This window comes from Rhodococcus coprophilus NBRC 100603 (assembly GCF_001895045.1).
Lineage (GTDB): Bacteria > Actinomycetota > Actinomycetes > Mycobacteriales > Mycobacteriaceae > Rhodococcus > Rhodococcus coprophilus.
Window position 1 is genome coordinate 174790 of sequence record NZ_BDAM01000003.1, and the last position, 18847, is coordinate 193636.

15 protein-coding genes are annotated in these 18847 nt (G+C 66.8%); 4 read left to right on the forward strand and 11 right to left on the reverse strand.

Annotation, left to right across the window (positions count from 1 at the left end; genetic code table 11):
• Window positions 1-373: 373 nt before the first annotated feature.
• Window positions 374-1525 carry a TIR domain-containing protein gene (locus RDCOP1_RS06655; protein WP_072699324.1) on the reverse strand — a complete coding sequence of 384 codons (1152 nt, stop codon included), beginning with the start codon at window positions 1523-1525 and terminating at the stop codon, window positions 374-376.
• A 526-nt stretch (window positions 1526-2051) separates the two neighbouring features.
• The gene (locus RDCOP1_RS06660; protein ID WP_072699325.1) at window positions 2052-2807 is read right to left on the reverse strand and encodes a DoxX family protein; all 756 of its coding nucleotides are present in this window, start codon (window positions 2805-2807) and stop codon (window positions 2052-2054) included.
• A gap of 79 nt (window positions 2808-2886) precedes the next feature.
• On the opposite strand from RDCOP1_RS06660, the gene RDCOP1_RS06665 reads away from it, so the two are divergent.
• A complete protein-coding gene (locus RDCOP1_RS06665; RefSeq protein ID WP_072699326.1) occupies window positions 2887-4032 on the forward strand; it encodes a PQQ-dependent sugar dehydrogenase in 1146 nt (381 codons plus the stop codon).
• 39 nt (window positions 4033-4071) lie between these two features.
• Here RDCOP1_RS06665 and gatB read toward each other — a convergent pair whose 3' ends face one another.
• The 4 genes from gatB to RDCOP1_RS06685 form a co-directional block, all read right to left on the reverse strand.
• A complete protein-coding gene (gatB, locus tag RDCOP1_RS06670) occupies window positions 4072-5583 on the reverse strand; it encodes an Asp-tRNA(Asn)/Glu-tRNA(Gln) amidotransferase subunit GatB (RefSeq protein ID WP_072699327.1) in 1512 nt (503 codons plus the stop codon).
• Between the two features lie 67 nt (window positions 5584-5650).
• Window positions 5651-6682, reverse strand: coding sequence for a 6-phosphofructokinase (locus tag RDCOP1_RS06675; protein ID WP_072699328.1), 1032 nt, complete (start codon window positions 6680-6682; stop codon window positions 5651-5653).
• 69 nt (window positions 6683-6751) lie between these two features.
• Window positions 6752-7429, reverse strand: coding sequence for a response regulator (locus RDCOP1_RS06680; RefSeq protein ID WP_072699329.1), 678 nt, complete (start codon window positions 7427-7429; stop codon window positions 6752-6754).
• Between the two features lie 10 nt (window positions 7430-7439).
• The gene (locus tag RDCOP1_RS06685; protein ID WP_072699647.1) at window positions 7440-8588 is read right to left on the reverse strand and encodes a sensor histidine kinase; all 1149 of its coding nucleotides are present in this window, start codon (window positions 8586-8588) and stop codon (window positions 7440-7442) included.
• Between the two features lie 167 nt (window positions 8589-8755).
• On the opposite strand from RDCOP1_RS06685, the gene RDCOP1_RS21600 reads away from it, so the two are divergent.
• On the forward strand, window positions 8756-9463 hold the full coding sequence (locus tag RDCOP1_RS21600) for a hypothetical protein (protein ID WP_174555775.1): 708 nt from the start codon (window positions 8756-8758) through the stop codon (window positions 9461-9463).
• A complete protein-coding gene (locus RDCOP1_RS06695; RefSeq protein ID WP_084722478.1) occupies window positions 9460-10848 on the forward strand; it encodes an alpha/beta-hydrolase family protein in 1389 nt (462 codons plus the stop codon). The genes RDCOP1_RS21600 and RDCOP1_RS06695 overlap by 4 nt, the downstream gene beginning before the upstream one ends.
• 73 nt (window positions 10849-10921) lie before the next feature.
• On the opposite strand, the gene gatA is transcribed toward RDCOP1_RS06695, so the two are convergent.
• On the reverse strand, window positions 10922-12397 hold the full coding sequence (gatA, locus tag RDCOP1_RS06700; RefSeq protein ID WP_072699330.1) for an Asp-tRNA(Asn)/Glu-tRNA(Gln) amidotransferase subunit GatA: 1476 nt from the start codon (window positions 12395-12397) through the stop codon (window positions 10922-10924).
• Entirely contained in the window at window positions 12394-12693 is a 300-nt protein-coding gene (gene gatC, locus RDCOP1_RS06705) for an Asp-tRNA(Asn)/Glu-tRNA(Gln) amidotransferase subunit GatC (protein WP_072699331.1), read from the reverse strand. The genes gatA and gatC overlap by 4 nt, the downstream gene beginning before the upstream one ends.
• Window positions 12694-13005: 312 nt before the next feature.
• On the opposite strand from gatC, the gene RDCOP1_RS06710 reads away from it, so the two are divergent.
• Window positions 13006-13656: an ACT domain-containing protein gene (locus RDCOP1_RS06710; protein ID WP_072699650.1), complete on the forward strand. Its 651-nt coding sequence runs from the start codon at window positions 13006-13008 to the stop codon at window positions 13654-13656.
• 85 nt (window positions 13657-13741) lie between these two features.
• Here RDCOP1_RS06710 and RDCOP1_RS06715 read toward each other — a convergent pair whose 3' ends face one another.
• The 3 genes from RDCOP1_RS06715 to ligA all read right to left on the reverse strand — a co-directional run bounded on the left by RDCOP1_RS06715 (window position 13742) and on the right by ligA (window position 18799).
• Window positions 13742-15727 carry a YhgE/Pip family protein gene (locus tag RDCOP1_RS06715; RefSeq protein ID WP_072699332.1) on the reverse strand — a complete coding sequence of 662 codons (1986 nt, stop codon included), beginning with the start codon at window positions 15725-15727 and terminating at the stop codon, window positions 13742-13744.
• Window positions 15728-15730: 3 nt separating this feature from the next.
• The gene (locus RDCOP1_RS06720; protein WP_231922919.1) at window positions 15731-16462 is read right to left on the reverse strand and encodes a hypothetical protein; all 732 of its coding nucleotides are present in this window, start codon (window positions 16460-16462) and stop codon (window positions 15731-15733) included.
• 249 nt (window positions 16463-16711) lie between these two features.
• On the reverse strand, window positions 16712-18799 hold the full coding sequence (gene ligA, locus RDCOP1_RS06725; protein WP_072699333.1) for an NAD-dependent DNA ligase LigA: 2088 nt from the start codon (window positions 18797-18799) through the stop codon (window positions 16712-16714).
• Between the last annotated feature and the right edge of the window lie 48 nt (window positions 18800-18847).

Genomic DNA, 18847 nt, shown 5'->3' on the forward strand with positions numbered 1-18847 from the left:
CGAGTCCACTTGGTCACTGCCTACAGAGCGAGGTGGCTGCTCGGAACACACATGGGGATCCAAGGTCGGCGCACACGTCCAGTTTTAGTCGAGCCTCGAAGCTGTGCGTTGCGCTGATTGAGTTCGTACCAGCGTAGCGGTTGGCCGTTCGCTATTCCGCATTGATACCGCAGACACGTTGCCTATGGCCGAGCTTCACGCGTTCGTGATCGATCGATACTGGTACGTCGAGAATTGGCCGCGTTCTAAGTCTGTGCCCTGCAGATGCTGGAGCTCTAAGTCTCAGCACCGACCGCCCAAGGTGGCGCGCAGTGCGTCGATATCACTAGGAAAGCACCCTCCAGCTGAGGTGACCATCCGGGGAGAGCTTCGTCTAATTGATACGACGAGGCGCCACCTCGGCGTTCTCTATTTCCTCGATCCTCCGTACCCATTCGTCGAAAAGTCCTTGGCCGTCCATGAAACGTTGAAGTGCCCGCGCGATCTTCCCTAGGGGCTTCCTCAAGTCGCGGCTCATCGACGCGACGCGCTTAACTTCTTCATTCATTCTCTGGAGAGATGCGATTGCTTGTGCACCGGAATCCCGGAGAGAGCGAATCCCGGTGGCAAATGCCGCGAAGTCTCTGTCATCGTTCGTGCTTGACGGGTCCTCGGCAATGCTAAGGAGAATCTTGGAAATCCCGTTGTCCATTTGGAGCGCTTGCTCTGTATAAATCGTGCTGGTCTCGACGATTCGATCAGCAATGGGGTTTAACTCGCCGGCCAGCTTCCGAGCCAATGCCAACTTCACCGACGCGCTCGCAGATCGTCCGACTGTCTGCATTTTTGGTGCGTACCGGTTGAATGGCTCCGATAGGGCTTCGATGTCGGATGACAGGGTCTCGATTGTCTTTGTCCAAGAAGGAAAAAGAACTTCGATTTCAGCCATGCTATCGAGGATTCCAGGCGACACATCTGCGAACTCGTCGACGTTCGTGTTTTCGGCGGGCACGGGATCTAAGACTTCCGGCCGATCAGCGATCATTTCCGCGATCTCTGCAAGTCGGAGGGCTAGTTTGTTGACGGCTGACCGGTATTGTGCACTTTGCTCTTCCTCCAGTCGTAGCGTCGTCCAGTTTTCGTACTGGGTAGAAGAAATGATCGCCTTCACTTCGTCCTCAGCGTCCTCTTCAAGCCTCGGAACGCCCGAGTACAGGATCGGAAGCAGAAGTTCCTTGACACCGCGCCTCTCAGCATGCTTCGAAAATTGGATGAGTTCGTGTCTGCACTCGGGTCTCTGAATGTAGCGAGCGGTAACGATCGGAATGAAAAAGGTGGTGGCGGCAAGCGCATCGTCGATGGTATCTCGCCACCTTGCACCCCAAGAGATGTCATCTCTGTCAACGAACATGTGGATCTCGTTACCCGTGATCAGCGAGTATTCCGCCTCGATCAAATTACACAGCCGCAAAATGCGCCCATGTTCTGCTTCGTTGTCGGCGTGTACGTAGCTCCAGAAACCCGCGGGTTGCTCGCTAGTTGTCATGCTGAGGCATTTAACCAGACAAACTAATCGTGTGCTACGCACCGCGCGAAGGAAGCGTGCAATCCGCAGGTTGCGCACCAGCAGCCGCAAGGGCCCCCGACGGCGTCCAGCTCGGGTCCCCAGATGGGCTTCAGAGTACCCATGCGGGAGCATGCCCAGCCGACCCTCACACGGGTTTACGCATGTTCCTTTCCCATGCTGGCGGGCGCGTCCCGCGGCTGGGCATGACCAGATTCGCTCCCGACGAACTCATCAGCTCATCACCTCGTCCCGGGCCGATCGGTCTACTACAAGAGGTCAACCCGTCATGTATTCATGACCCGCAGGTTAATCTAGGCCCATCACGAGCCACGTCCCGAGCGCGACGTGGAGATAGCGTGCACTCGATGCCCGTAATCGGCTACATCAATGCAGCGGCTTTCCTGGCAAACGCGCACGCGCCGCCTTTGAGAACCGGTATTCGTCGGAGTTTGGCACGACGCTCGGCCGTGGGCGTGCCACGCCCCGGCGGATTGCGACCCAATGGTCAGCGGGCGAACAGCCACAGACAGACGCCCGCAGCGACCCCCAGTAGCAACGCCACGAACGATCCGAGGAACGGACGCGTGGCCCATTTGCGCGGACCGTCGGCCGCGATCCGTCCGGGGCCGGTGAGTGTGAGCGCCACTGCCGTTGCCGCGAGCAGCACTTCGTATTCGAAACCGGAGCGCTCGGATGCGAAGTACTGCACTCCCGGCTCGAGGTTGTGCTTGTACAGCACGGCGTTGATCATGATCGCCACGACCGCCGCCGCCGCGAGCGGGGTCAGCAGACCGAGGACGAGCAAGGCGCCCGCTGCGGTCTCACCGACAGCGCCCGCGATCGCGAGGATGCGTGGCTGCTGGTATCCGGCCTCGCGAAGAAGCTGCTCGAAACCGTCGAGTCCGGGCCCTCCCCACAACCCGACCAGCTTCTGCAGGCCGTGGGCGATCAACGTCGCACCGACGACAAGTCTCAATATCAGCAACCCGAGGTCGAGAGTGCCCCGGCGCGCCTTGGGTGCTCGCTGGTCCACGCCGGTCGCGGGCCCGAAAGAATCCGGGGTGTGGGCACCGGTCGTGTCCGGCCGGTACATCTGCTCGGTGGGGGCGGCGTGTGCCCCGCCGCCGACCGACGACCCGTCGAAGTCGAGGTCGTCCTCGGTTTCCAGCCGGGAAGAACGGGTGCGGCGCATCTGGAGCGTCGGCTCGTCGTAAGGACTCGATCCTGTTTCCGGCGATCCGCCGGTTCCTTTGTCGGTCACGTCACTCAGGGTAGGACCTCCTGGCGCCGCAGACGCCGCATCGGGAGGTGACACGCGGGCTGCCGGTAACGTTTGCGGCATGACGTGGGGTTCGCAATCGACAGGTTCACGCCGTGTTCGCACGGCGGCGGTGGCACTGGCCGTGGGGGTCGCGGTGTCGTCGTGCGCCCGGTTCGACGACACGGCGTCCACGCCCTTCACCCCGGAGCCGACCTTCGATGCCGGACCTGGCTTCGGTCCGCAGGATCCGACCACCACGACGACGCCGCCGAGCGCGTCCGCGGTACCGTCCGGGCCCTGTGTGGACCCCGATCCCGCGGTGGTCGCGACCTGCCTCGACACGACCGGCGGGTTGGTGACCATGCCGGGAGGTGGCGCCGCGCTGGTGACCGAACGACGCACCGGCAGAATCCTGCAGGTCGCACCCGACACCGAGCCGGTGGAGGTAGCCAAGATTCCCGTCGACGCGTCCGGTGACGGTGGGCTGCTCGACGTGGCACTGTCACCCACCTTCGACGAGGACCGTCTGCTCTACGCCTACATCACCACCCCGACCGACAACCGGGTCGTGCGCATCGCGGCCGGCGACACTCCGAAGGACGTCCTCACGGGCATCCCGCGCGGCGCGACCGGCAACGGCGGCGGCATCGAGTTCTCGTCGCCCACCGAGATGGTCGTCCTCACCGGGAACGCGGGAAATCCTGCTGCCGCAACAGATCCCGCTTCCCTGGCCGGCAAGCTCCTCGAATTCACCCTTCCCGCGCCCGGTGCCGCTCCTTCGCCGACGGCACTGCTCTCCGGCATCGGTTCTGCAGGCGACGTGTGCCGAGACCCGGGCGGAAACCTGTGGGTGACGGATCGAACCGAACTCGAAGATCGTCTCCAGCGTGTGGGCGCCGACGGCTCCGTCGGCTCGGGCCCGGCGTGGACCTGGCCCGAGCGACCCGGGGTGGCGGGATGCGCCGCGTCACCGGACGGTATCGCGGTCTCCCTCACCGGCGCGAAAGCCGTCGCGGTGGTCGCCGTCGACCCGGGATCGGGTGCGGTCACCGCCGCTCCGATCCTCACCGTCCAGGACCGGTACGGAATGCTGCGCGGAGCGGCATCGTCCACGGACGGCCTCCTGTGGGTATCGACCGTCAACAAGTCCGGCGGTGAACCCGGACCGAACGACGACCGTGTCGTGCGTATCCAGTTCCCCGCAGGCGGCGGCGGCTTCGACTGAGGCTCGTCGCGGGGGCGCTACCGTCAGCGCCGCGCGGGCTCAGCTGCAGGCAGCGATGACCAGTTCCTTGACCCGGGCCGGGTCTGCCTGTCCGCGTGTCGCTTTCATGACGTCACCGACGATCTTCCCGGCGGCCTGAACCTTGCCGGAGCGGATCTTTTCGGCGATGTCCGGGTTCGCGGCGAGCGCTTCGTCGACTGCCGCCTGCAGTTTGCTGTCGTCGCGCACCACGACGAGTTCGGGATGCGCGACGAGGATGTCCTCCGGATCGCCCTCACCAGCGAGCACGTGATCGACGACCTGACGGGCCACCTTGTTGTTGAGCTTGCCGCTGTCGATGAGTGCGACGACCTGCGCGACCTGCGCGGGAGTGATCGGAAGGTCGGCCAGTTCGACGCCCCGCGTGTTGGCCTGCTGTGTCAGGTACGACACCCACCAGGACCGCGCGGCGTCGGCGGGCGCGCCCGCCTCGGTGGTGGCGATCACCAGGTCGAGGGCACCGGCGTTGACCAGGTCGCGCATCACTTCGTCCGAGACGCCCCAGTCGGCCTGGATGCGGGCGCGGCGCAACCACGGCAACTCGGGGAGGGTGCCGCGCAGTTCTTCGATCCAGGCGGCGTCGGGGGCCACCGGCTCGAGGTCGGGTTCCGGGAAGTACCGGTAGTCTTCGGCGGTTTCCTTGCGACGGCCCGGGGAGGTGGTGCCGTCCGCCTCCTGGAAGTGGCGGGTCTCCTGGATGACCTCACCACCGGAGAGGAGAACCGCGGCCTGGCGGCGCATCTCGTAGCGCACCGCGACCTCGACCGACTTGAGCGAGTTGACGTTCTTCGTCTCGGTGCGAGTGCCGAACTCCTTCGCACCGATCGGCATCAGGGAGATGTTCGCGTCGCACCGCATCGATCCCTGGTCCATGCGCACATCGGACACGTCGAGCGCGCGGAGCAGGTCGCGCAGGGCCGTCACGTAGGCACGTGCCACCTCGGGTGCGCGTTCCCCTGCGCCGACGATCGGCTTCGTGACGATCTCGACCAGCGGCACGCCGGCACGGTTGTAGTCGAGCAGCGAGTGGCTCGCACCGTGGATCCGGCCGGTGGCGCCGCCCACGTGCAGCGACTTACCGGTGTCCTCCTCCATGTGCGCGCGCTCGATGTCGACGCGCCAGGTGCTGCCGTCGTCGAGGACCACGTCGAGGTAGCCGTCGGTGGCGATGGGTTCGTCGTACTGCGAGATCTGGTAGTTCTTCGGCTGATCCGGGTAGAAGTAGTTCTTGCGGGCGAACCGGCCCCACGGGGTGATCGAGCAGTTCAGTGCGAGGCCGATCCGGATCGCCGACTCGACTGCCGCCTGGTTGACCACCGGCAACGCGCCCGGCAGGCCGAGGCACACGGGGCACACCTGGGTGTTGGGTTCGGCGCCGAATCCCGTCGGGCAGCCGCAGAACATCTTGGTGGCGGTGTGCAGTTCGACGTGCACCTCCATGCCCATCACGGGCTCGAACTTCGCGAGCACGTCGTCGTAGGCGAGCAGGTCGGCAGACACAGAGGCAGTCATGGTCCTGATTTTAGACCGCGCCCGGAACGGAGTGGCGCGGGCTCGCACCCGGCCACCCCGCGCGAGTTCAGCCGAAGAGAACGCGCATTTCCTGATAGCGCGATTCAGGGACGAACTTGGGGTCAGCGAGCGATTCGTCGAATCCGACCCGGGCGATCTCGGTGCCGTGCAACGCGACCATGTGCCCCCATTCCTCGTCGGCGACGAGATCGGTCACCGCCATGCCGAGGCGAGTCGCAAGCACACGGTCGAAGGCGGTGGGGACACCGCCGCGCTGGATGTGCCCGAGCACGGTGGCACGCGTTTCGATGCCGGTGCGCTCTTCGATCAGCGGCGCGAGGACCTCACCGATACCGCCGAGCCTGGGGCGATCGAACCCGTCGAGCCCCTTCGTGGAATACGCCTCGTCCATGTCCGGGAATTTGAATCCCTCCGCGACGACCACCATCGGGGCGCGGCCGCGGTTACGGACACTGAGCACCCACCGGCAGATCTGTTCGAGACTTTCGGGGTGCTCGGGGATCAGGATGGCGTGCGCGCCGCCCGCGGTCCCGGAGTGCAATGCGATCCATCCCGCGTGCCGGCCCATCACCTCGAGAACCATGCACCGTTTGTGGGAATTGCCCGTGGTGCGCAGCCGGTCGATCGCGACGGTGGCGATCTCCACGGCCGTGTCGAAACCGAAGGTGTAATCGGTGTTGCTGAGATCGTTGTCGATGGTCTTGGGAACACCGACGATCTTGATCCCGTCCTCGTACAGCCGCTTCGACGCCGCTGCGGTCCCCTCGCCTCCGATGGCGACGACTGCATCGACCCCGAGCCGGTCGAGGGTCGCCTGGATGTTCTGCGCGCCTCCCAGGGGTCCCTGATACGGACCGAATCGGCTGGTGCCGAGGATTGTTCCGCCCTGCTGCGCGAGGCCGCGAACCCTGCTGCGATCCAACGGGACGGCATCACCCTCGACGAGCCCCCGCCAGCCGTCGAGGAAGCCGACGAACTCCTGGCCGTGGACTTCCGTACCTTTCAGCACTGCGCCGCGGATGACCGCGTTCAGGCCCGGACAGTCCCCGCCGCTCGTGAGAATCCCGATCGTCGCCATGCTTACCCTCCGTCGAATCGACTTCGTTCCGCCCTGCCATCCTGCCCGCTGCGCGGCGAGCAGGCAGCCCTAACGGGGGGTGACCAGTCCCGACTCGTAGGCGATGACCACGGCCTGCGCGCGATCACGCAGGTGGAGTTTGCCGAGAACCTTGCCGACATGGGTCTTGACCGTCTGCTCGGCCACGAACAACCGCTCGGCGATCTCGGTGTTCGACAGTCCGTGCGCGATCAGTTCGAGGACCTCGACTTCCCGGGGGGTGAGGACATCGAGCGCATGGTCGCGTCCTCGCCGCGGCTGCCGGCGCCGGGTGACGTCGGCGATGAGCCGCCGCGTCACCGTCGGCGCGAGCAGCGCCTCGCCCTGCGCCACCACCCGCACCGCGCGGACCAGTTCCTCCACCGGTGCGTCCTTGAGGAGGAACCCGCTCGCCCCCATCCCCAGCGCCTCGTAGACGTAGTCGTCGAGGTCGAACGTCGTGAGCATGAGCACCCTCGACCGCGGCTCACGGGTGTCGGAGAGGATGAGCCGCGCGGCGTCCAGACCGTTCATCTCGGGCATGCGCACGTCCATGAGGACGACGTCGGGCCGCAGGCGCGCGACCTCTGCGACCGCGACCCGGCCGTCTGGGGCGTCGCCGAGGACACTGATGTCGGTTTGCGCCGCGAGCAGCGCGCCGAAGCCTTGTCGCACCATGGCCTGGTCGTCGGCGATGAATACGGTGATGGGATTCCGGGATTCGGTCATCGGCGTCAGCCTAGGCCGGACGGGTGGGCAGCACCGCCCGCACCTCGAATCCGCCGTCGTGTCGCGGATGGGCGACGAGGTGTCCACCGACCGCCGTCGCTCGCTCCGCCATCCCCCGGATCCCGTTTCCGCCGCCGGGATCGGAATCGGACCGGCCTCGTTCACCCGGCCCGTTCGTCACGGACACCGTCACCGTGCCCACCTCCCAGTCGATGCGGGCCGTGACGTCGGCGCCGGGCGCGTGCCGGGCGCTGTTGGCGAGGGATTCCTGCAGGATCCGGTACATCGTGAGCCCCACCCCGTCGGTGACCCCGGACGGTGAGCCCGTCGTGGTGGTCTCGAGACGGACGCCGGCGCGCAGCGACGCGTCGAACAGTTCCTCGATCCGGTCGAGTCCGGGTTGCGGCGCGCTCTCCGGCAGTTCGCCATCGCTGCGGAGCACTCCGAGGAGACTGCGGACGTCGTTGAGCGCTTCCCGCGCAGTAGTCCCGATGGATTCGAACTCGGCGCGTGCCGGCTCGCTCATCTCGGGAAGCCGGTAGGGCGCGCTCTGCGCCTGCACGACGATCAACGACATGTGGTGGGCGACGATGTCGTGCAATTCGCGGGCGATGTGCGCCTTCTCCTCGAGAATCTCCCGTCGGGCACGCTCGAGTTCGCTGACCTCTTCCACCCGCGCGAGCTGCCGGCGGGAGATGACAAGCCAGCGCACGAGCAGCCCGAACGTGACGATCGCAGTGATCCCGAGCGCCCATCCCCATCCGTCGTTGCCCGGCACGAAAGCGAAGAAGAGCAGGACCGTCGCAATCCACACCACGAGCACGACGCGGATCTGCTCGCGGATGCTGACCGCGGCGACCAGCACGAGCATCACGATGATGTGCACGACCTGCCACGGATAGGCGAACCCGTCGACGCGGTCGAAGGCGATCGGCACGACGAGGGCAGTCGCCACGGCGAGAGCCCACCCCAGCGTCGGCCGATTCCACACCAGCAACATCGGGAACACCGCAGCGGCGGAAACCAGCGGCATCATCGGCGGCGTGACGTCGTGGGTCAGGTGCAAGGTGGGCCAGGCGACGGCGTAGAGGATCAGAGTCACGGAGACGACACCGATGGTGAGCCAGTGCCTGCGGCCCGACTGCACCGTGGCTTTCATTCCCGATGACGGCAACTTCTTCACGCGTTCACGCTAGGAGCTATCGGGCTCGTCTGTCGTCATACCTGGGAGTGAGATCCGAGTGCCCTCTCGGTAGGGGGTCGCGCGTATCCGGCCCCTCTGGCGCGTGATCCGTGTGTGGGCGTCCGGTTCCTAGCGTCGCCGCCATGACATTGCGATCGGTGCTGACGTTGCGATCGGCCCTGACACTGCGATCGGTGCTCGGCCGGGGCGCGGCCGTCCTTCTGCTGTGCGGAGGGGTCGCGTTGTGTGTGAGCGCAACACCGTCCCCCGCAGCGGGCAGGTTGCCTTCGGCGGCAGGAGCGGTCCCGGCGAACGAGATTGCTTCGAGCGAGTTCACCCCAGCCGTGACCGTGCATGCGCTCGCGACCGACGACACTGCCGCTGCGCTAGCCGCGTTGCCTGCCGGATTCGCCACCGCGATGGGTTACTCACCGGTGACCGAGCCGGGCTTCACATCCGATGCAGTTCTCGTCGATCCGCGGGGAGACTGCTCCTCACCTGTCCCTCTTCCCTCCAGTTTCGAAACAGCGTGCCGCACCCATGATCTCGGTTACGACATGTTGCGGTATGCCCGCGACACCGGACAGGAACTCGGCCCGGATGCGCGTCGTGAGCTGGATGCGATGCTCGCACGACATCTGTATGCGGCCTGCGACTCGGAGGCTGCCCGCGGCGACATCACCTGCCGTCCCGCCGCTCTGGTCGCCTCCACATTCGTAGGTCTCAATTCGTGGCGGCAGGGCTACCGCATTCCGGTCTCCGAATCTCCTGCCCCGCTTCTGCTCTCGTCCGGCCTCGGCACTGTGGTCGTCACCTGGGGCGTGTGGGCACGACGAAAGGCACGCCGATGAGCACCCTCACCCGTGAACCCGGCAACAGATCCGCTCCGCCGTCGCGTCCCTCCCCCGCACGGCGCCTGCGCGGCGCTCTCGATGCGTCGACGCCTGCGATCGGCACGAGTGCCCTTGTCGCTGTGGCGCTGTGTCTTTCACTCGCGCCCTCGCTCCTTCCTCGCACTTCGGCGATACAGGGCGTGGTGTGCGGGCTGGCGATCGCGCTGGCACTCGCAGGGCGGGAAGGTGTGCGACGCCTGCGTACCGCGCACCCGGCACCGGCATCCGGTGAGGCCGAGGTGCGCTGTCTCGCCGCCGCGGTCGCCGCCGCATCGGTCGTCGTCGCCGGAACCGGTGCACACCACTGGCAGAGCGCGCTGCGAGAAACCATGGGGCAGGCCACGATCGGGCTGAGCTACTGGCTCGAAGTGTGTGCAGCGGGCACCGTCGTCGCAGCGGCGGCGATCTTCGCGGGGCGCGCGATCCGCGCGCTCGTCAGGCATCGGAAAGGCCGCAGAATTGTCGCGGCCGTCGGCACCGCTTTGCTGGCAGCATGGTTCGGGTTCGGCTCCGCGCTGTTCTTCCCACCGGCGGGCAACGCGGATCCTGCCTCCGCCTCGCCGATCCCGGCGGCTCCCGGACTGGCGGGCTCGGAGGATTCCTTGGTGGGGTGGGACACGCTCGGACGAGAGGGCCGGCGTTTCGTTTCCATCGCCTCCAGCGGTTCTGCGGTCCGAACGTATGTCGGTCTCGGGTCGGCGCCCGATGTCCCGTCGCGAGCCTCACTGGCCGTCCGGGAGTCGGAGCGCGCCGGCGGATTCGACCGCGGGCATCTCGTGCTCGCGATTCCCACCGGATCGGGATGGGTGGACGCGCAGGCCGTCGAGGGGTTCGAGCGGCGGTGGGGCAACGACGTCGCCATCGTCGCCCAGCAGTATTCGGATGCCCCGAGCTGGATGACGTTCCTCACCGATCGCGACGCGGCCTCCGACTCGGCCCGCGCGCTCACCTCGGCCGTTCGCGCACACATCGACACCCTGCCCGCGTCGCAGCGGCCGGAAGTGCACGTGTACGGGCAGAGTCTCGGCGCTTCCGGTGCGGCAGCGGCACTTACGAACACGGAGGCCGGCTCGTGCGCCGCCTTCCTGGCCGGTCCGCCGGCCGGGGTCCACCTTCCGGGGGGAACCGTCCTGGCGAACACCTCGGATCCGGTGGTGTGGTGGGAGCCCGCGCTGCTGTGGTCGCCGCCGGATCTGTCCCACGCGCGGGTCGATGCCCCCGTGCCGGCCTGGCTGCCGCTGGTCACCTTCGTGCACACGACCGTGGACCTTCTGACGTCACTGGACACCGCACCCGGTCACGGCCACCGGTACGGGCAGGATCAAGCGGACTGCTCGGCCTAGACTGCGGCAGACGCACGGCCCGCAGGTTCCGCGAACGGTAACCTGCGGGCCGTGTGAGGTGCTGTCGAGCCGCTCAGGCCACGATGGGGCCGCGCGCCGCCTCGAAGGCCGCGCCCACCCGGTAGAGACGCTCGTCGGCCAGCGCGGGTGCCATGATCTGGAGACCGACGGGAAGACCGTCCTCGGCGGACAGACCCGACGGCACCGACATCGCGCAGTGACCTGCGAGATTGGTCGGCAGCGTGCACAGATCGGACAGGTACATCGCGAGCGGATCGTCGACCTTCTCGCCCAGCTTCCACGGGGTGAACGGGCTCGTCGGCGACACCAGCACGTCGACCTGCTCGTAGGCCTTGTCGAAGTCCTGCGCGATGAGACGACGCACCTTCAACGCCTGGCCGTAGTAGGCGTCGTAGTATCCGGAGGACAGCGCATACGTACCGATCATGATGCGGCGCTTGACTTCTTTGCCGAAGCCGGCGGCACGGGTGGCCGCCATGACCTGGTCGGCGCTCATCGTGCCGTCGTCCACGCGCATGCCGTACCGCATCGCGTCGAACCGGGCGAGGTTGGACGACACCTCCGACGGGAGGATCAGGTAGTACGAGGCGAGCGCGTACTCGAAGTTCGGGCACGACACCTCGACAACCTCGGCACCGAGCTTGGTCAGGGTTTCGACGGCCGCATCGAACGAGGCGATCACGCCGGGGTTGTAGCTGTCGGAGTGCAGTTCCTTGACGACGCCGACCCGCAGTCCGGTCAGGTCACCTTCGGCGCCGCGACGCGCAGCCTCGACGACCGGACGCACCGCGGCGTCGACGGAGGTGGAGTCGCGCGGGTCGTGCCCGGCGATCACTTCGTGCAGCAGCGCGGTGTCGAGGACGGTACGACCGCACGGGCCACCCTGATCCAGCGACGACGCGCACGCGACCAGACCGTACCGGGACACCGTGCCGTAGGTGGGCTTGGTGCCGACCGTCGCGGTCACCGCTGCGGGCTGACGAATCGACCCGCCGGTGTCGGTGCCGATGGCAAGCGGCGCCTGGTAGGACGCGAGTGCGGCCGCGGACCCACCGCCCGATCCGCCCGGGATCCGATCGGTGTCCCACGGGTTGCGGGTGGGGCCGTATGCGGAGTTCTCGGTCGACGAACCCATGGCGAACTCGTCCATGTTCGTCTTGCCGAGGATGGGGATGCCCGCCTGCCGCAGCTTGGTGGTCAGCGTCGCGTCGTAGGGCGATACCCAGCCCTCGAGGATCTTCGACCCGCAGGTCGTCGGCATGTCGGTGGTGGTGAAGACGTCCTTGAGCGCGATCGGCACCCCGGCGAGCGAAGACGCGGGCTTCTCCCCCGCGGCGACCGCCCGGTCGACCTCGCCCGCGGCCGCGAGCGCTTGTTCGCCCGCCACGTGCAGGAATGCGTTGTAGTTGCCGTCGACGGCCTCGATGCGGTCCAGGTGCGCCCGGGTCACCTCGACGGACGAGAGGTCGCCCGCGTGGATCCGTGCGGCGAGGGTGGCGGCGTCGAGCCGTGTGATGTCGGCGCTCATTCGCCCTCCCCCAGAATCTGCGGGACGGAGAACCGTCCTTCCTCGACGAGCGGAGCACCCGACAACGCCTCCTCGGGCGTCAGTCCGGGAACGACTTCGTCCGGGCGTGTCACGTTGGTGACGGCGTTCGGGTTCGCCATCGGCGCGACATCGTCCGCGGCCACCTCCGACACCGCCTTGACATGGTTGAGGATCGAATCAAGCTGGCCGGAGAACTCGTCGAGTTCGGCGTCGGTCAGCGCGAGCCGGGACAACCGGGCGAGGTGCGCGACCTCGTCACGGGAGATGTCAGGCACCGTAGGTGGCCCCTTTCCGATGGGAATTGAACTTCCTGTCCAGGGTAGTGCGTGCCCGATGCGGTCGTGCAGTCGGTTCGATCACCCCCGTGTGCCTCCTCCGTTGCCCGGGCTGTTTCGTTCGTACAAAGGAATTGTTGCGTTCTCGTGAACCGGATGCCCGCGACCGGGCATTTTCGGGTGAGGATCGTCGAATCCGGTAATGGGCGGTCACAATCGGCGTGTAGTGAGTGGAAAGATGTGCCCCGCCGGGGTGCAGTGCGATCCCGGGCCGGCGTACGGGGCGCCGGCATCCTCTGGGAAGGGACGTACGTGTCGTATCTGTTGCGTGTCCGGCTACCCGATCGTCCCGGTAGCCTCGGCGCGCTCGCCTTGGCTCTCGGATCTGTCGGAGCGGATATCCTCTCGCTCGATGTCGTCGAACGCGGCACGGACTACGCGATCGACGATCTCGTGGTCGATGTCGATCCGGGAAAACTGCCCGACACACTCCTGACCGCCGCGGAGTCGCTCGACGGTGTGACGGTCGATTCGATCCGGCCGTACGCGGGCATGCTGGACACGCACCGGGAGCTCGAGTTGATCGATCACGTCGCCGCGGCCCGGGACGACCGGCTCCAGGTCCTCGTCGACGGTGCACCGCGTGTGCTGCGGGTCGGGTGGGCAACCGTGCTGGGGATCGGGACACACGGCATCTATCGAATCGCCGGCAGCGCCGGGGCTCCCGAGACGCACCTGGCCGACGTTCCGTGGATGCCACTGGCGAAATCGACTCTGCTCGACCACGAGGCGGACTGGGTTCCCGGCCTGTGGCGCGACATGAACACGATGCTGGCCGCCGCCCCGCTGGGAGCGCCCGACCGAGTGCTCGTGCTGGGCCGGCCCGGCGGGCCGGAGTTCCGGCCTTCCGAGATCGCGCGAATCGGTTACCTGGCGGGCATCATCGGCACCGTGCTGTCCTGAGGAACGTGACCGCGCCAGTTGAGCCCTGCCGCGGTGCATCGGACGGCCGACATCGCCGCGAGCACAGCTCCTGACGACCCCGCCGTCAGACCTCGACCGGCGGGTACAGCCGTTCCATCGTGTATCGCCGGTTGCGCCGGACGGCAAGGGCGCTCGCGGTGAGAGAGACCAGCAGGAGCCCCACCAGGACCGCGACCGACACCCACAGTCGTGAGTCGACCTGCTCGGCCACCGTGAGCTGTCGCAACCCCTCGACGGTGTAGGTCATCGGATCGAACGGATGGATGTACTGGAACGGTTTGGCCGTCGTGGGCACCGGATAGATTCCACCGGCCGAGACCAACTGCAGCATCAGGAACGCCAGGGTGACGACGCGTCCTACTGCGGTGCCGAATACCGCGTTGAATGCCTGGATCACGGCCAGATACGTCGCCGAGACGAGTATCAGGAAGAGGATCGTGCCGGTGAGGTGCCGGACGTCGAGTCCGACGCCGAAGTGCACCACCGCATACATGACCAGCGCCTGCAGGATCCCCACGAGCAGAGCCGGCCAGTACGACGCGAACACGGTGCGATACAACCCGACCCCACCGACCGTCGGCCGGGATTGCAAAGGTGTCAAGAGCATCCACGTGATGATGCCGCCTACGAACAACGCCAGCGAGAGGAAGAAGGGGGCGAACCCGGTTCCGAACGTCGACGCGAGGTTGTTGTAGTCCTGCTTCAACGACACCGGCGACGCCAGCGTGTCGGCGGTCGCCGTGCGTTGCTCGTCCGACCAGCTGGGCACCTCGCCCGCACCCTGAGAAAGTTGATGGGCCAGTTCGTCCGAGCCGGACTGCAACCGCTCCATCCCCGACGACAACTGCCCTGCACCGTCGGCGAGACGGAAGCCACCGTCGGTGAGCTCGCCGAGCCCCGAGTTCAGCGTCCGCGCGCCGGAACTCAATTCGTCCACCCCGTTGCGCAACTGCTCGACATCCGATGCCAGATCGCCGCTCCGCAGCAACGCGAGTCCGCTCTGGAGCGGGCTGTCGGGGTCGAGCAGTTCGTATTCGATGGCCTGCGCTTCGCCTTGCAGGCGCACGATTTCCGCACGCAACGCTTCGGCGTCGGTCTGCACCTGCTGTGCTGCGAGCGGGCCCAGCACAGCAAGGGCCTGTCGGGCGAGCGGATCGTTGCTCTGGCCCAGCACGTCGACGACTGTTTGCAGCGCGGTCCCCGCCGCGGCTTCCACCGGTTGGGGCACCCGGCTTTCCAGCGCGATGAGCGACTGCCGCAGTTGTGTGACCCGGTCGGCGATATCGGTCGGTGCGCCGCTGTCGAGGAAGCCGAGCAGCGGATCGGCTACACCGTCCACCGCGGTCGCGAGTTCGTCCGCGCCGCTTGCCAGCCGGGCCGATCCGTCACGGGCAGTGACGAGATTGTCGGCGAGTTCGCGCGAGCCCGAAGCGAGCTGATCCGCTCCGCTCTTGGCGCTGTCGATGCCGTTCGCGAGTTCACCGGCGCCGTCCGCCGCTTTCTTCAGGCCCGACCCGGCGCTTTCGAGCCCGGTGAGGATCTGTCCGACGCCCTCCGCGCCGATGGTGGCGTTGATCTGGTTGAGCACCTGCTCGGATGCGTCCTGCGCGATGATGGTCGCGAGGTAGTTGTTGGCGTCGTTGAAGGTGAAGACCAGGTTCGCCTTCTCCGGGTTGTCCCCGCTCGGAGATTCCACCGCCTCGGTGAAGTTCTCCGGAATGGTCACGGTGTAGTAGTACTTCCCGCTGGCGAGGCCGGCGGTGGCCTCGTCCTCCGGGACCTCCTCGAGGTCCAGCTTCCCCGCGGCGAGCAGCGATTTCACGACTTGGTCTCCGGCATCGACCTGTTCACCGGTCGAGGAGCGTCCGGTGTCGTTGTTGACGATCGCCGCGGGGATCTTGTCGACCGCACCGAACGGGTTCCAGAACGCCCACAGGTACATCGCACCGTAGAGCAGCGGCATGAGGATGATGGTGACGAGCGCGACGCGCGGCATCGTGCCCCGGAAGTACCGTGTGATGTCGCTACCCAGCGAAAACGCAGCCAGCATTCGCTACCCCATCTCGGTCATGACGCCGACGTCGCCCGGTCCCAGGAGATCGTGCATTTCCACCAGCGTGTGCACCGCGGCGCCCGGGGGAAGGGGATTGACGTCGGCGGTGATCACCGATTGCGCTTCACCCAGTGCGATCAGTCTGTCGAGAAGAACCCTGCGCTCGACATCGTCGGCGATCCTGTCGAGCCGGCCGACGACCAGCAGCGGTGGTCGCCGGGTGTTCGCCACCGCGATGCGCAGCAGCATCTGCTGGAGTTCCGGCAGGTCGTCGACGAAGGCGCGCACGTGTGGAAGCTCGACGTCGCCGAAGACTTCCTCGCACATCTCGGCGACCCCGTGCTCGTCGACCCGCGGGACGAACCGGTACCACGGCGAATCCCACCGTTTCTGTTCGGTGACGAGGTCCTGCACGGTGACCGACGGCGGTACTTCGTCGAGTTCGTTCAGGCACGCGATCGCCGAGTTCGCGAAGACTTTTCTCGGTTTGTTCTCGAAGCCGAGGACGGTCAGCGAACCGGCGGTCAGCCGCATCCGTCCGCACAGCGACATCAGCAGCGCGGTGCGGGCCGCCCCCGCGGGTGCCGCGAGCACGGACACGCCGCCTTCATCGATATCGAGGTCGAGCGGGCCGAACACGTGCCCCCACGGGCCGTGCAGTTCGATGCTTCGCGCCGAGACCAGGCTTCCCGGGGCGGGTGCCCACGACTCTCGGGTGTCCGTCACAGGCATTTCGACCATCTCCACCCCACGTCCCCGGCGTCATCGATCGACGCCTTCGCTCGGAGGCCGTCGTACGGTCGGTCCATCTTCCACGCGACCGGCCGCCGAAGGACACGTTCACAGCACGTTCTCAACGATCATGCCGTTGTTCCCGCTCTCCGAGAGGCGGTTTCCGGGATGTGCCAGGGACTCGGGCCGCCGGACCGGCCCACCGAGGTGGGCTCGGCCGATACGGCGGGTCCGTGCCCGTCCGGCGTGTCAGCCCACCTCGCGCACGGCCTCGGGGCCCTGATCGAGCAGAATTCTGAACCCGTCTTCGTCGATCACGGGAACACCGAGATCGGTCGCCTTGTCGGCTTTGGTACCCGGATTGTCCCCGACCACCACGAATGCGGTCTTCTTCGACACCGAGCCCGCAGCCTTGCCGCCTCGCGCCAGAATGGCTTCCTTCGCCTGGTCGCGCGAGAAACTCGCGAGGGTGCCCGTGACGACGATCGAGAGTCCCTCGAGAGTGCGCGCGATCGACTCGTCGCGCTCGTCCTCCATCCGCACCCCGGCCGCCGCCCATTTGTCGACGATTGCGGAGTGCCAGTCGACCGTGAACCACTCGCCGACAGCGGCCGCGATCGTCGGCCCGACACCCTCGACTGCGGCGAGTTCGTCGACGGACGCCGTCCTGATCCGGTCCAGGCTGCCGAATTCCGTGGCCAGTGCGCGTGCCGCGGTCGGGCCGACGTGGCGGATCGACAGTGCGACGAGGACCCGCCACAGGGGTTGTTCTTTCGCATTTGCCAGGTTCTGCAGCAAGCGTTCGCTGTTCTTCGACAGCGCACCCTTCGAGGTGAGGAAGAAGGGAGCCTTGCGCAGGTCGTCCTCGGTCAGCGAGAACAGGTCGCCCTCGTCGGAGATGATGTTTCCTTCGAGCAGCGCGGTGGCTGCCTCGTACCCGAGCGCCTCGATGTCGAACGCGCCGCGACCGGCGACGTGGAAGACCCGCTCACGCAGCTGGGCAGGGCAGTTCCGTGAATTGGGGCAGCGCAGGTCGACGTCGGCTTCCTTCGCGGGGGCGAGCGGCGTGCCGCACTCGGGACACACGTTCGGCATGACGAATTCGCGTTCGTTGCCGTCGCGCATATCGACCACCGGACCCAGAACTTCGGGGATGACGTCGCCGGCTTTGCGGATCACCACGGTGTCACCGATCAGGACACCTTTGCGCACCACCTCCGACGCGTTGTGCAGCGTCGCGAGCGAGACCGTGGAACCGGCCACGGTGACCGGTTCCATGTAGGCGAACGGCGTGACCCGGCCGGTACGTCCGACGCTGACGCGGATGTCGAGGAGTTTGGTCGTCACTTCCTCCGGCGGATACTTGTACGCGATCGCCCAGCGTGGGGCGCGGGAGGTTGCTCCGAGCCGCCGGTGCAGGCCCATGTCGTCGATCTTCACGACCAGGCCGTCGAGTTCGTGCTCGATGTCGTGTCTGTGTTCGCCCCAGTACCGCATGCGTTCGACGACGGCGTCCGCTCCGTTCACGCGGACGGTGTGCGGCGAGACCGGCAGGCCCCACGCGGCGAATGCGTCGTATGCCTGCGACTGGGACTGCGGCGCGAAACCCTCGATCCTGCCGTAGCCGTGGCAGTACATGCGCAGCCGTCGCTGCGCGGTGACCGCGGGATTCTTCTGGCGCAGCGACCCCGCGGCGGAGTTCCGCGGATTGGCGAACGGCGCCTTTCCCGCGGCGACGAGACCGGCGTTGAGGTTTTGGAAGTCCTCGAGCCGGAAGAATACCTCACCGCGCACCTCGAGAAGCGTCGGGACCGGGTATTCGTCTGTCGCCGTAAGCTTTTCGGGCACTTCGTCGATCGTACGGGCGTTGAGCGTGACGTCTTCGCCGGTGCGGCCGTCCCCGCGCGTCGCGGCCCGGACGAGGCGGCCGTTCTCGTACACGAGACTCAGTGCGACACCGTCGATCTTGACCTCGCACAGATAGTCCGGATGGGTGCCCGTCTCGGTCTCCGCGCGCGCGAGCCAGGCTCGCAGCTCGCCCTCGTCGAAGACGTTGTCGAGGCTGAGCATCGGCTCGAGGTGACCGACGGCAGTGAAGTCGGTTGCGAACCCGCCCCCGACCAGCTGGGTCGGCGAGTCGGGCGTGCGCAACTCCGTGTACTGCTCCTCGAGTGCCTGCAGCTCGCCGAGCAGCGCATCGAACTCTCCGTCGGAGATGATCGGAGCGTCGCGCACGTAGTAGCGGAACTGGTGCTCGCGCACCTGTTCGGCGAGATCCTGCCAGCGCTCACGCGCCTCGGGAGTAGCAGTGGCGGGCGCGTCGGTCGGTTCACTCACAGGTCACAAGCCTAGTCGAGCAGGCCGACAGCTCCGTGGCGATCCGAT

What these genes read in the sequence shown, in the direction of transcription:
- RDCOP1_RS06655 (WP_072699324.1), bottom strand. Translation starts at nt 1,525, where the DNA reads ATGACAACTAGCGAGCAACCCGCGGGTTTCTGGAGCTACGTACACGCC.
- gatB (WP_072699327.1), bottom strand. Translation starts at nt 5,583, where the DNA reads ATGACTGCCTCTGTGTCTGCCGACCTGCTCGCCTACGACGACGTGCTC.
- RDCOP1_RS06720 (WP_231922919.1), bottom strand. Translation starts at nt 16,462, where the DNA reads ATGCCTGTGACGGACACCCGAGAGTCGTGGGCACCCGCCCCGGGAAGC.
- RDCOP1_RS06665 (WP_072699326.1), top strand. Translation starts at nt 2,887, where the DNA reads ATGACGTGGGGTTCGCAATCGACAGGTTCACGCCGTGTTCGCACGGCG.
- RDCOP1_RS21600 (WP_174555775.1), top strand. Translation starts at nt 8,756, where the DNA reads ATGACATTGCGATCGGTGCTGACGTTGCGATCGGCCCTGACACTGCGA.
- gatA (WP_072699330.1), bottom strand. Translation starts at nt 12,397, where the DNA reads ATGAGCGCCGACATCACACGGCTCGACGCCGCCACCCTCGCCGCACGG.
- RDCOP1_RS06695 (WP_084722478.1), top strand. Translation starts at nt 9,460, where the DNA reads ATGAGCACCCTCACCCGTGAACCCGGCAACAGATCCGCTCCGCCGTCG.
- RDCOP1_RS06715 (WP_072699332.1), bottom strand. Translation starts at nt 15,727, where the DNA reads ATGCTGGCTGCGTTTTCGCTGGGTAGCGACATCACACGGTACTTCCGG.
- RDCOP1_RS06680 (WP_072699329.1), bottom strand. Translation starts at nt 7,429, where the DNA reads ATGACCGAATCCCGGAATCCCATCACCGTATTCATCGCCGACGACCAG.
- RDCOP1_RS06685 (WP_072699647.1), bottom strand. Translation starts at nt 8,588, where the DNA reads ATGAAAGCCACGGTGCAGTCGGGCCGCAGGCACTGGCTCACCATCGGT.
- RDCOP1_RS06675 (WP_072699328.1), bottom strand. Translation starts at nt 6,682, where the DNA reads ATGGCGACGATCGGGATTCTCACGAGCGGCGGGGACTGTCCGGGCCTG.